The organism is Mycobacterium simiae (assembly GCF_008370645.1).
GTDB classification, from domain to species: domain Bacteria; phylum Actinomycetota; class Actinomycetes; order Mycobacteriales; family Mycobacteriaceae; genus Mycobacterium; species Mycobacterium simiae_A.
In genome coordinates, this window is record NZ_VTZN01000058.1 from 15,514 (window position 1) to 27,580 (window position 12,067).

Sequence of the window (12,067 nt, forward strand, 5' to 3'; positions counted from 1 at the left end):
TCACTGGGCGCGAGCTGATTGCGAGCCGATAGGATGGGCTTCTCACTCCGCATGCGTATGAAGGGCCGCACCGATGTCTCGTGGCATGTCCCGCCTGGAAGACAGCTCCGACCTGGTCGGCAGCCCCTATGTGCGCGACGCTCATATGGGCGGCCTCACTGATGACGCGGTGCCAACGGGCGGTGACGATCCGCACAAGGTAGCGATGCTGGGTTTGACATTCGACGACGTGCTGCTGCTGCCCGCCGCGTCGGATGTGGTGCCCGCCACTGCCGACACCTCGAGCCAGCTCACTAAGCAGATCAGGCTCAAGGTGCCACTTGTCAGCTCGGCGATGGACACGGTGACCGAATCGCGCATGGCGATTGCGATGGCGCGGGCCGGGGGTATGGGTGTGCTGCACCGCAACCTGCCGGTGGCCGAACAGGCTGGCCAGGTCGAGATGGTGAAGCGCTCGGAGGCCGGTATGGTCACCGATCCGGTCACCTGCCGGCCGGACAACACGTTGGCCCAAGTCGACGCGCTGTGCGCCCGGTTTCGGATCTCCGGGCTGCCGGTGGTCGACGACGACGGTTCACTCGTCGGCATCATCACCAACCGGGACATGCGCTTCGAGGTCGACCAGTCCAAGCAGGTCGCCGAAGTGATGACGAAAGCGCCGCTGATCACCGCCCAGGAGGGGGTCAGCGCGTCGGCGGCGCTGGGCCTATTGCGCCGCCACAAGATCGAGAAGCTGCCCGTTGTGGACGGACGCGGGCGGTTGACCGGCCTTATTACGGTCAAAGACTTCGTCAAGACCGAGCAGCATCCGTTGGCTACCAAGGACAGCGACGGCCGGCTGCTGGTCGGGGCCGCCGTCGGGGTGGGCGGCGATGCCTGGGTGCGCGCGATGATGCTGGTAGACGCCGGCGTCGATGTGCTGGTCGTCGATACCGCTCATGCCCATAATCGGTTGGTGCTGGACATGGTCCGCAAACTCAAGTCCGAAGCCGGCGACCGGGTGGAGGTGATCGGCGGCAACGTGGCGACCAGGTCTGCGGCCGCGGCCTTGGTCGACGCGGGTGCCGACGCGGTCAAGGTCGGCGTGGGACCGGGGTCCATCTGCACCACCCGGGTGGTAGCCGGCGTCGGCGCGCCGCAGATCACTGCCATCCTGGAGGCTGTCGCGGTGTGCCGGCCGGCGGGTGTGCCGGTGATCGCGGACGGGGGGCTGCAGTACTCGGGTGACATCGCCAAGGCGCTGGCTGCCGGGGCGTCGACCACTATGCTGGGCTCGCTGCTGGCCGGCACCGCCGAAGCGCCCGGTGAGCTGATCTTCGTCAACGGTAAGCAGTACAAGAGTTATCGCGGCATGGGGTCGCTGAGCGCCATGCAAGGCCGGGCTGGCGGCAAGTCGTACTCCAAGGATCGCTACTTCGCCGACGATGCACTGTCGGAAGACAAGTTGGTGCCGGAGGGAATCGAGGGCAGGGTGCCGTTCCGCGGTCCGCTGGGGTCGGTGATCCACCAGCTGACCGGTGGACTGCGCGCTGCGATGGGGTACACCGGCTCACCCACCATCGAGGTGCTCCAGCAGGCGCAGTTCGTCCGAATCACTGCGGCCGGTCTCAAAGAAAGCCACCCGCACGACGTCGCGATGACCGTCGAAGCACCCAACTACTACGTACGCTGACGACGCATCATGGTAGAGATCGGCATGGGGCGTACCGCACGGCGTACCTACGAACTCAGCGAGATCAGCATCGTGCCGTCGCGGCGCACCCGCTCGTCCAAAGACGTTTCCACGGCATGGCAGCTGGACGCGTACCGGTTCGAGATTCCGGTGTTGGCACACCCGACCGATGCCCTGGTATCGCCGGAGTTCGCGATTGAGCTCGGTCGCTTGGGCGGGTTGGCGGTGCTCAACGGGGAGGGTCTGATCGGCCGGCATGCTGATGTCGCTGCCAAGATCGCCCAACTTCTTGAGGCTGCCAGCAAAGAGCCGGAACCGTCGGCGGCGATTCGCCTGCTGCAGGAGTTGCATGCCGCACCGCTTAACCCGGACCTGCTGGGAGGCGCAGTGGCACGCATCCGCGAGGCCGGAGTGATTACCGCGGTGCGGGTTAGTCCGCAAAACGCCCAGTCGTTGACTCCGGTACTGCTGCAGGCCGGCATCGACCTGCTGGTCATCCACGGCACGATCGTCTCCGCGGAGCACGTCGCACAGGATCAGCCGGGGGCTGGTGAGCCGCTGAACCTGAAGACCTTCATCGCCGAGTTGGACATTCCCGTGGTTGCCGGCGGTGTGCAGGACCATCGCACCGCGCTGCACCTGATGCGCACCGGCGCCGCCGGCGTCATCGTCGGCTACGGCTCCACGCATGGGGTGACCACCACCGACGAGGTGTTGGGTATCAGCGTACCGATGGCCACCGCGATCGCCGACGCCGCTGCGGCGCGGCGCGAATACCTCGACGAGACGGGCGGTCGCTACGTGCACGTGCTGGCCGACGGTGATATCCACACCTCCGGCGAGCTGGCCAAGGCCATTGCCTGCGGCGCGGATGCAGTGGTGCTGGGCACTCCGCTGGCTGAGGCCGCTGAGGCGCTCGGCGAAGGATGGTTCTGGCCGGCCGCGGCGGCCCACCCCTCGTTGCCGCGTGGGGCGTTGTTGCAGATCGCGGTTGGCGAGCGGCCGCCGCTGCAGCGGGTGCTCAACGGGCCTTCCGATGACCCGTTCGGCACCCTCAATCTGCTGGGCGGGCTGCGCCGGTCGATGGCCAAGGCCGGCTACTGCGATCTCAAAGAGTTTCAGAAGGTCGGTTTGACGGTCGGCAGCTGAAGTGCCGCGCTCGCGCAACTGGTGGGCAGCAGGCGAACGCTCCGGCCTCTTGACGGGCTCGATGTACAGCGGGTCATACTGCAGCAATGAAGCCGGATTACGACGTCTTAATTATCGGTTCAGGTTTTGGCGGCAGCGTCAGCGCGCTGCGGTTGACGGAAAAGGGTTACCGGGTAGGCGTGTTGGAGGCCGGGCGCCGGTTTTCCGATGAGGAGTTCGCCAAGACGTCCTGGAACCTGCGCAAATTCCTGTGGGCTCCGAAGTTGGGTTGCTATGGCATTCAGCGCATCCATCCATTGCGCAACGTGATGATCCTGGCCGGGGCCGGGGTCGGCGGTGGTTCGCTGAATTACGCCAACACGCTCTACATACCGCCGGAGCCGTTCTTCAACGATCAGCAGTGGTCGCAGATCACCGACTGGCGCAGCGAATTGATGCCGCACTACGAGCAAGCGCAGCGGATGCTGGGCGTGGTGCAAAACCCGACGTTCACCGACGCGGACCGTATTGTCAAAGAGGTCGCCGACGAGATGGGCTGCGGCGACACCTGGGTGCCCACCCCGGTAGGGGTTTTTTTCGGCCCCGATGGAACCAAGACGCCGGGCGTGACCGTGCCCGACCCCTATTTCGGGGGTGCCGGCCCGGCTCGCACCGGCTGCCTCGAATGCGGCGAGTGCATGACGGGCTGCCGCCACGGCGCCAAGAACACCTTGGTGAAGAATTATCTGGGTCTTGCGGAATCGGCTGGGGCGCAAGTGATTCCGATGACGACGGTCAAGGGGTTTGAGCAGCGGCCGGACGGTCTGTGGCAGGTGCGGACAGTGCGCACCGGCAGCTGGCTGCGCCGGGATCGGCGGACCGTCACCGCCGCACATTTGATTTTGGCCGCGGGCACCTGGGGCACCCAGCACCTGCTGTTCAAGATGCGCGACCGCGGCAAGCTGCCCGGCCTCTCGGACCGTCTGGGCGTGCTGACGCGCACCAACTCGGAGTCGATTGTCGGCGCCGCGCGGTTGCAGGTATCGCCAGATCTGGACCTGACGCATGGGGTGGCGATCACGTCGTCGATACATCCGACGTCCGACACCCACATCGAGCCCGTGCGCTACGGCAAGGGCTCCAACGCGATGGGGCTGCTGCAAACCTTGATGACCGACGGCTCTGGCCCGGAGGGTACGGATGTGCCGCGGTGGAAGCAGTTGTGGCAGTCGGCGCGGCATGACCCGCGCGGTACGTTGCGGCTGATCAATCCTCGGCAGTGGAGCGAGCGCACGGTGATCGCGCTCGTTATGCAGCACCTGGACAACTCGATCACCACCTTCACCCAGCGCGGGAAGCTCGGAATCCGTTGGTATTCCAGCAAACAGGGGCACGGCCAGCCGAACCCGACCTGGATCCCGGTCGGCAACGAGGTCACCCGCCGCATCGCCGCCAAGATTGACGGCGTGGCCGGCGGCACCTGGGGCGAGCTGTTCAACATCCCGCTGACGGCACACTTCTTGGGCGGCGCGGCGATCGGTGACACGCCGCAAAACGGGGTGATCGACCCCTACCACCGGGTGTATGGCTATCCGACGCTGTTCGTGGTGGACGGCGCGGCGATTTCGGCCAACTTGGGTGTCAACCCGTCGCTGTCCATCGCCGCGCAAGCCGAGCGTGCCGCCTCGCTGTGGCCGAACAAGGGCGAAAACGATCAGCGGCCATTGCAGGGGGACGGCTACCGCCGATTGACCCCGATCGCGCCCGAGCGTCCGGTGGTGCCCGCGGATGCGCCGGGGGCGCTGCGCTGGCTGCCGATTCGCCCGGTCAGCACCCACGCTGACACCGGCTAGCCCGTTAAGGCCAGTGGCGCCCCGCTGACCACCCGGCTGCGCTGCCCGTGCACATCGACCGGCACGTCGCCCATCAACGTGACCCGGTGCATGAGCCGATGCTGGTCGTCGTAGTCGTCAACAGCCCGGTGCTGGGTCGCCCGGTTGTCCCAGATGGCGACGTCGCCCGGAGCCCAGTTCCACCGAATGGTGTTCTCCGGCAAGGTGATCCGTCGTTGTAGCAACTCGAAGAGGACGATTGACTCGTGGCTGTCCAGGCCGACGAGGCTGCGCACGAAGCCGCCGGCCAGCAGGGTGCGTTCACCGGTCTCCGGGTGCACCCGCACCACAGGATGTTCGGTCTGGAAATCGGGTGCTTGGAACGACTGATGAAACGCCTGCTGCGCCGTGGTCAGCACTTCGGTGCTGGTGTAGTCGTAGCGGTTGGTGTGCAGCGCCCATAATCTCTCGACCAGGCACTGGAGTGCTTCGGGCAGCGCGGCGTAGGCCGTCGCCGTGTTTGCCCACAGTGTCGACCCGCCATAGCCGGGCAGGGTGATCGCGCGCAGTATCGAGGCCGCGGGATAGTTGGCGGCGAAGGTGACGTCGGTGTGCCAGCGGTTGGCCTTGCCGTATTCGGAGTTGATCGGCGTGATGATCGGTGCGTTCGGCAACGCGGCCATCGCGGCCGGGTGGCCGACGGGGGTGCCCAGCAAGCCGGCGAATGCCAGCTGCTGCTGGTCGTCGAGGTGGTGCTGGTCGCGGAAGAAGATCACCTTATGGGCCAACAGTGCCGCGCGAATTTCTGCAACCGTCGCGGGGTCAAGGTCGCCGCCCAGGCGTATCCCGTCGACTTGGGCGCCGATCCGGCTACCCAGCTTCTTCACGGCTATGGCGTCTGTCATTGCTGTGGTCCTCCGCAGGCTATGTGTGTAGTCGGTTGACTACACACGGTAGTGTAGTCGAATGTCTACACATTCGGCAACTGGACCGTCGACGCCCACCGGCAAGGAAGAAGTGGTCGCCGCAGTCCTGGAGGCCGCCGCCGATCTCTTCGCCGAGCGCGGTCCGGCCGCGACATCGATCCGCGATATCGCCGCCCGGTCAAAGGTCAACCATGGGTTGCTGTTTCGCCATTTCGGCACCAAGGAACAACTGGTCGGTGCCGTGCTCGACTATCTGGGCACGAATTTGAGCCGCCTGCTGCATTCCGAAGCGCCGGCCGACGTCCTGGACCGCGCCCTCGATCGGCAAATGCGGGTACAAGCCCGGACACTGCTCGACGGCTACCCGGCGGGGCAGCTGCAAAAGCGCTTTCCTAATGTGGCCGAACTGCTTGATCGGGTCCGGCCACACTACGACAACGACGTTGGCGCGCGCCTAGCGGTCGCCAATTCCCTTGCCCTGCAATTTGGTTGGCGGCTATTTGCGCCCTTGCTGCGCTCGGCGACCGGTCTTGATGAGCTGACGGATGCCGAGTTGCGCGAGGCAGTGCTAGCCCAAGCTGCCCGGCTGCTCGAACCGCCCTAATCCGGGATCCAGTGTGCGCTCACGGTTTCGCGTGTGCGGTGGGGGCGAGAAATCGTGCGATTCGGCGCCCTCAGCGCACACCGAAAGCTCGCTGGGCGTTATCGACCGCTGATAAGGCGACGGTGCGTCGGCTCGCGGCCCGGCGGCTGCGGCGGTGGCGGTAGCAGCGCCGTGCGCTTGCGCACGGCAATGGTCGACGGCGACGAGGTGTCCAACGTGAGGTCTTCGCCGGCGTGCCGGATCGTCAGCTCGCCGCCCGGCCCGTCGCGCAGGGTGTAGGTGACGTCGGAGTGGTTGGCGTCCACGGTCACCCCAAAGCCCCGCCACCGCAGCCGGAATCGCAGCCGCGAGATGCCGTCGGGCAGATGCGGGTCGATGGACAGGATGCCCTCGTCGTCGCGCAGGCCGCCAAAGCCGCCAATCAGTGCCGTCCACGCTCCGGCCAAGGAGGCCATGTGCAAACCGTCGCGGGTGTTGCGATGGAGGTCGCGTAGGTCGATGAGGGCCGCTTCGTAGGCATAGTCGTGCGCCAGCTCGAGATGTCCGACTTCGGCGCACATCACCGCCTGGGTACATGCCGAAAGCGACGAGTCGCGCACCATGCGCCGCTCGTAGTAGTCGACGTTGCGGGCCTTCTGTTCTGGTGTGAACGCATGGCTCTGCCACTGCATCGCCAGCACCAGGTCGGCCTGCTTGATCACCTGCGCGGGGTAGAGCCGCACGTAGGCCTCGTGCAGCAGCAACGGGTAGGTGGTATTGGCTTCGAAGTCCCACTCGGCGAGGGTGGTAAAACCTTCACACTGCTGGTGCACACCCAGCTCCTCGTCGTAGGGAATGTTGACGGCGGCGGCCGCGTCGCGCCAGGCGGCCATTTCTTCGGTCGTCACGCCCACCGCTTCGGCGGCCTCCGGGTGGCGCAGGCAGGCATCGGCGGCGGTAACCAGATTGTGTGCCGCCATCAAGTTGGTGAAGACATTGTCGCGAACGACCGCCGTGTACTCGTCGGGACCGGTGACCCCATCCAGATGCCACACGCCGTGCCGGTCGTGGTGGCCCAGGGATAGCCACAGCCGGGCAGTGTCCACCAGCACCCCAAGGCCACAGTCCTTTTCCAGGGAGTGGTCGCCGGTGACGGTCCGGTACCGCTCGAAGGCCATCGCGATGTCGGCGTTGATATGCCAGGCAGCCGTGCCGGCCGGCCAGTAGGCCGAGCACTCCTCGCCGCGGATGGTTCGCCAGGGGAACGCGGCACCGTCGAGACCGAGCTCAGCGGCCCGCTCTTTGGCCAGGCCCAGCGTCGAGGCACGCCACCGCAGCGCATCGGCGACGGCATGCGGGGCGGTGTAGGTCAGCACCGGCAGCACAAAACCCTCGGTATCCCAAAAGGCGTGCCCGTCGTAGCCGGTCCCGGTGAGTCCCTTGCTCGCGATCGCCCGGCGTTCGGCCCGTGCGCTGGCCTGCAGCAGGTGAAAAAGCCCGAACCGCACCGCCTGCTGACATTCCGGGTCGCCCTCGACCTCGACGTCGGCGCTCTCCCAGAAGTCGTTCAGGTAGGAGCGTTGGGCATCCAGCAGACCCTGCCAGCCGCTGTAGCGGGCGCCGTGCAGCGCTCCGGCAGCCTGGTCGCGCAGCGCGGGGCGCGAGCGCAGGCTGGACCAGCCGTACGCAAGGTATTTGACAATCCGTAGCTTTTGCCCTGGCCGCAGCCCACAGATCACCGTGGTGCGGGCCAGGTCGGGACGTGCATCGGTGTTGATCTCGACCCGGCCCGGAACCTCGACCTCATGGTCCATCGCGGCGGCCATCATCAGGGCGCTGCTGCGGGTGCGGTGCATCAGCAGCGCTCCGCACTCGCTGTACTCGTGGTCGACGGCCGCTAGTGGGTGCTCCAGGATCGCCGCCACTCGCGGGTCGGCGGAGGTCGCCGGCTGGTCCTCGTTGGTGACAAGTTCGGACTGCACGGTAATCAGCGCGAATTCGCCGACGGCTTCCACGATGTACTCGATGGCCGCGGCGGCACGGTGGGCCAGCGACACCAGCCGGGTGGACGACACCTTGACCTGCTTGCCCGCCGGCGATTGCCACTGGGCACGGCGGGTCAGCGTCCCGGCGCGCAGGTCGAGAACACGCTCGTGTGAGATCAATTCGCCATAGCGAACGTCGAACGGCTCGTCGTCGACCAACAGGCGCAGGATCTTGCCGTTGGTGACGTCCACCACGGTCTGGCCGGCCTCCGGATACCCGTATCCCGCTTCGGCGTACGGCAAGGGCCGGATTTCGAAAAATGAGTTCAGATAGGTGCCCGGCAGACCGTAGGGTTCACCCTCGTCGAGGTTGCCCCGCAGTCCGAGGTGTCCGTTGGACAAGGCGAACAGCGACTCCGATTGGGCCAGCAGGTTCAAATCGAGCCGGGTTTCGCGGACCCGCCACGGTTCAACGGGAAAGGCCTCTTCGCTGATCATGACGGCAGCAGTTCGGCGAGATCGGTGACCACCACGTCCGCGCCATTGCGCCGCAAGTCTTCGGCCTGCCCCACGCGGTCGACACCGACCACCAAGCCGAAGTTACCGGCCCGGCCAGCCTGTACGCCGGATAATGCGTCTTCGAACACGGCTGCCGCCTCTGGTGCGGCGCCCAGCAACTGCGCCCCGCGCAAGAAGGAGTCCGGTGCCGGCTTACCGGCGATATGTTCTTCGCGCAGCGTCACGCCGTCTACCCGCTGCTGGACGAAGCGGTCCAAGCCGGTGATTTCGAGCACAGCGCCGGTATTGGCGCTCGACGACACCACGGCGATTCCGAGCCCGGCCGCCGCAACCGCTTCCAGATAACGCCGCGACCCGTCGAACACCTCGACGCCCTCGTCGTGCAGGATTTTCTGAAACATGTCGTTCTTGCGGTTGCCAAGTCCGTACACCGACTCGACGTCGCCGGGGTCATCAGGACTGCCGTTGGGCAAGTGGATTCCCCGGCTGGTCAGAAAGGACCGGACCCCGTCCTCGCGCTTCTTGCCGTCCACGTACCGCCGGTAGTCCGCGGCCGGGTCGAAGGGAATGAAGGGCTCTTCGGTGCGCTGGGCCCGCTCGGACAGGTACGCGTCGAACATGGCCTTCCAGGCCTTGGTATGCACGCTGGCGGTATCAGTGAGGACCCCGTCGAGGTCGAACAAGCAGGCGCGCACCTGATCCGGCAGACCGAGCGTTGAGCTCAAGGGAGACCTCGCTTCCAGATTTCGGCGGACTCAGCGATCGGGCTGCGCTGGCTGAGCTGACCTCGTCCACCTAGCGTGCCAGGATAGGGCAAGACGCGCTGCCCTCGGGGGTTATGGGTCGCCTGCCCACAACTCTGGCGGGTTAAATCGGCCCGCTGTGCGGCCGGTCACACCACGACCAATTCGGTTCTGGCAAAACCCCATTACGGGTTGGACCTCGCTGGCCGCTGTTGATCATCGGGTGAGCTGTGCGCCCGCCAGGCCTATCCCCGCTGATCCGCCAGCAGTGATGGCGTCGGGTTGACTGCCTTGCTGGCGGGCCGGCAGCAGCCATGCCACCACGATCGCCGCGGTCAGTGCGATGCCCGCGCAGACCAGCGTGCTGATCTGCAGGCCGTCCAGGAATGCGTGATTGACAGCGCCGCGGACGTCGATTGCCCGCTGCGCGGGCAGCTGTCCGACCACCTGGTATGCCGCGGCCATGGACTTTCGCATCGCGTTGCTGACGTCACCCGGTAATCCGGCCAACGCGGACGCTGAGTCGAGGTGGTGGGAGTACACCGAGGCGAACACGCTGCCGACGATGGCGACACCCAGGGTGCCGCCGAGCTCTCGGGTGGTGTCGTTCACCGCCGAGCCGACGCCGGCTTTGTCGACCGAGAGGGATCCCATGATTGCCTCGGTGGCGGGTGCGGTCGTCATGCCGAGGCCACCGCCGAGCAGCAGCATCTGCATCGCGATGTCGCGATAGGGCGTGGCCGCGTCTAGCGTGGACGCCCACGCCAGGCCGATCGCGAACACGGTCAGGCCGGTGGCAACGACGGCGGTAGTGCCAACCCGCTCGACCAGGCGCGGTCCCAGGATGCTGGCCACCGCGATTGATCCGGCTACCGGCAACAATCGGACACCGGTCTCGAGTGCGCCGTAGTTTTTGACGAATTGGAAGTACTGAGTGATGACGAAGATGAACCCGAACAACGTCAAGAAACCGGCCGTCACGGCCAGGCTGCCACCCGAAAAGCGATGGTTGACGAACACCGAGACGTCGAGCATCGGATGGGTGCTGCGGTGCTCCCACAGTGCGAAACCAACGAGAAGCGTTGTGGCCATGGCGAAGCCGCTCAAGGCTCGGGTACTGGTCCATCCCCAGCTGGGCGCTTCGATGATGGTGTAGACCAGTGCGGTGATCCCGGCCGTCGACAAGATCAAACCGGGAACGTCGACCTGCGGGGCTGCCGGATCGCGGGAGGTGGGCACGAACAGGAGTGCGCCGATGATGGCCACCGTGGCGATCGGGACGTTGACCAGAAAGATGGCGCCCCAGGAGAAGTGCTCGAGCAGCCAGCCACCACTGATAGGTCCGACGGCAACCCCGACACCGACCATGGCCGCCCACAGCCCGATCGCCTTGGCGCGCGGTACCGGCTCGGTGAAGATGTTAGTGATCAGTCCGAGGGTAGTCGGAAAGATCACCGCCGCGCCGACGCCCATGGCAGTGCGCGCGGCAATCAGCGCATCCGCCGAATTCGCCTGGGCGGCAAGGCTGGACGTGATTGCGAACAGCGCAAGCCCGGTAATGAGCCAGCCCCGTCTGCCGTAGCGGTCGCTGAGGCTGCCGGCTGCTAGCAGCAACCCGGACATGACCAGGGTGTAGGCGTCGACGATCCATTGCAGCTGTGCGGTGTCGGCGTTGAGTTGGCGCGACAAGGTGGGTAGCGCGACGTTGACGATGGTGGCGTCGACGCTGATCACGAAGACGCCGAGGCAGATGGCGGCAAGCGCGGGAAGCGGGTGGTTGCGGAACAGCGGGAGGGTTGTCATGGACAGACGATAAAACTATATAGACAAATAAATCAAGTATTAAGTTGAAAAATATGTCTGGCGTGCTAGGCTGTGAGTATGGCGGCCCGCCGGAACTACAACCAGAACTGTCCGATCGCGCTCGCGCTCGATGTCTTGGGTGAGCGGTGGACGCTGCTGATCCTGCGTGAGCTGGTGGGTGGACCCCGGCGTTACAGTGACGTGCGCGCCGAATTGCCGGGTATCGCCACGAATCTGCTTGCTGAGCGGCTCAAAGAGCTAAAGGACTTCGGGCTCGTCGACCGTGCCGACCTACCGGCGCCGATCGGTCGCACCGTCTACACCCTCAGCGACGTCGGCTGGCAACGGGTAGTTCCCATCCTGCAGAGCGTGGCTTGGTTCGGTTTGGACCGGCTGGGGCCGCTCGACGGGGCTCGGGTGTCGCCACTGAACGGGTTCCTCACTGGAATCCTGCTGGCCTTCGACTCGGCCAAGGCCGCTGACGTCAAGGCGACCTACCGCGTCGAGATCGATGGCCGCCGTTTCGAGTTTGCCGTGGTGCACGGCCGCCTCGCGGGCGCTCACGGCGAGCCTGCGGTGACGGTGACCGCTACTGCAGCAGACCTTGTCACGGCTCGCCTGGGGGCCGCCCAAGCCGAGCGCGAATCGGCACTGCGTCGCATCGAGTTCCATGGCGACCAGCACTGCGTCGAGGTGCTGCGTAACGTGTTCTCGCTGCCGGAGGGCTCAATGTGACCACTACACTCAGTGCCCGTGGAATCAGTGTCGCCGCGGCCGGTGTTGGTGGTGGACTTCGGAGCTCAATATGCCCAATTGATCGCCCGCCGGATCCGCGAGGCCCGGGTTTTCTCCGAGGTGATCCCGCACACCGCCACG

General features: G+C 65.9%; 10 protein-coding genes. 6 read left to right on the plus strand and 4 right to left on the minus strand.

The window, feature by feature from the left end; all coding sequences use genetic code 11:
* The first annotated feature begins 73 nt into the window (after positions 1 to 73).
* From guaB to F0Q45_RS11555, 3 genes are all read left to right on the plus strand, one after another.
* Entirely contained in the window at positions 74 to 1,672 is a 1,599-nt protein-coding gene (gene guaB / locus F0Q45_RS11545) for an IMP dehydrogenase (RefSeq protein ID WP_149654083.1), read from the plus strand.
* Positions 1,673 to 1,681: 9 nt separating this feature from the next.
* Positions 1,682 to 2,821, plus strand: coding sequence for a GuaB3 family IMP dehydrogenase-related protein (locus F0Q45_RS11550; RefSeq protein WP_149654084.1), 1,140 nt, complete (start codon positions 1,682 to 1,684; stop codon positions 2,819 to 2,821).
* Between the two features lie 86 nt (positions 2,822 to 2,907).
* Positions 2,908 to 4,653, plus strand: a complete 1,746-nt coding sequence (locus tag F0Q45_RS11555) for a GMC oxidoreductase (RefSeq protein WP_149654085.1) — start codon at positions 2,908 to 2,910, stop codon at positions 4,651 to 4,653.
* Here the strand turns inward: F0Q45_RS11555 and F0Q45_RS11560 are convergent.
* The gene (locus tag F0Q45_RS11560; protein ID WP_149654086.1) at positions 4,650 to 5,537 is read right to left on the minus strand and encodes a TauD/TfdA dioxygenase family protein; all 888 of its coding nucleotides are present in this window, start codon (positions 5,535 to 5,537) and stop codon (positions 4,650 to 4,652) included. The two genes, F0Q45_RS11555 and F0Q45_RS11560, sit on opposite strands and share 4 nt — an antisense overlap.
* A gap of 61 nt (positions 5,538 to 5,598) precedes the next feature.
* Here F0Q45_RS11560 and F0Q45_RS11565 point away from each other — a divergent pair, with 61 nt between their 5' ends.
* Complete coding sequence (locus F0Q45_RS11565; RefSeq protein WP_149654087.1) at positions 5,599 to 6,162, plus strand: TetR/AcrR family transcriptional regulator; 564 nt, start codon at positions 5,599 to 5,601, stop codon at positions 6,160 to 6,162.
* 98 nt (positions 6,163 to 6,260) lie between these two features.
* Here F0Q45_RS11565 and F0Q45_RS11570 read toward each other — a convergent pair whose 3' ends face one another.
* From F0Q45_RS11570 to F0Q45_RS11580, 3 genes are all read right to left on the minus strand, one after another.
* Positions 6,261 to 8,624, minus strand: a complete 2,364-nt coding sequence (locus tag F0Q45_RS11570) for a glycoside hydrolase family 65 protein (RefSeq protein WP_149654088.1) — start codon at positions 8,622 to 8,624, stop codon at positions 6,261 to 6,263.
* Complete coding sequence (locus F0Q45_RS11575) at positions 8,621 to 9,370, minus strand: beta-phosphoglucomutase family hydrolase (protein ID WP_149654089.1); 750 nt, start codon at positions 9,368 to 9,370, stop codon at positions 8,621 to 8,623. Before F0Q45_RS11575 ends, F0Q45_RS11570 begins: the two co-directional genes overlap by 4 nt.
* Positions 9,371 to 9,604: 234 nt before the next feature.
* A complete protein-coding gene (locus tag F0Q45_RS11580; protein WP_149654090.1) occupies positions 9,605 to 11,191 on the minus strand; it encodes an MFS transporter in 1,587 nt (528 codons plus the stop codon).
* A gap of 78 nt (positions 11,192 to 11,269) precedes the next feature.
* On the opposite strand from F0Q45_RS11580, the gene F0Q45_RS11585 reads away from it, so the two are divergent.
* The gene (locus tag F0Q45_RS11585; RefSeq protein ID WP_149654091.1) at positions 11,270 to 11,926 is read left to right on the plus strand and encodes a winged helix-turn-helix transcriptional regulator; all 657 of its coding nucleotides are present in this window, start codon (positions 11,270 to 11,272) and stop codon (positions 11,924 to 11,926) included.
* A gap of 18 nt (positions 11,927 to 11,944) precedes the next feature.
* Positions 11,945 to 12,067, plus strand: a 123-nt coding sequence (locus F0Q45_RS29210) for a hypothetical protein (protein ID WP_262490956.1), incomplete at its 3' end; no start/stop codon positions are given.

Excerpts from the sequence above, each read along its gene's own strand:
- guaB (WP_149654083.1), top strand. The coding sequence starts at position 74 with ATGTCTCGTGGCATGTCCCGCCTGGAAGACAGCTCCGACCTGGTCGGC.
- F0Q45_RS11550 (WP_149654084.1), top strand. The coding sequence starts at position 1,682 with ATGGTAGAGATCGGCATGGGGCGTACCGCACGGCGTACCTACGAACTC.
- F0Q45_RS11555 (WP_149654085.1), top strand. The coding sequence starts at position 2,908 with ATGAAGCCGGATTACGACGTCTTAATTATCGGTTCAGGTTTTGGCGGC.
- F0Q45_RS11560 (WP_149654086.1), bottom strand. The coding sequence starts at position 5,537 with ATGACAGACGCCATAGCCGTGAAGAAGCTGGGTAGCCGGATCGGCGCC.
- F0Q45_RS11565 (WP_149654087.1), top strand. The coding sequence starts at position 5,599 with ATGTCTACACATTCGGCAACTGGACCGTCGACGCCCACCGGCAAGGAA.
- F0Q45_RS11570 (WP_149654088.1), bottom strand. The coding sequence starts at position 8,624 with ATGATCAGCGAAGAGGCCTTTCCCGTTGAACCGTGGCGGGTCCGCGAA.
- F0Q45_RS11580 (WP_149654090.1), bottom strand. The coding sequence starts at position 11,191 with ATGACAACCCTCCCGCTGTTCCGCAACCACCCGCTTCCCGCGCTTGCC.
- F0Q45_RS11585 (WP_149654091.1), top strand. The coding sequence starts at position 11,270 with ATGGCGGCCCGCCGGAACTACAACCAGAACTGTCCGATCGCGCTCGCG.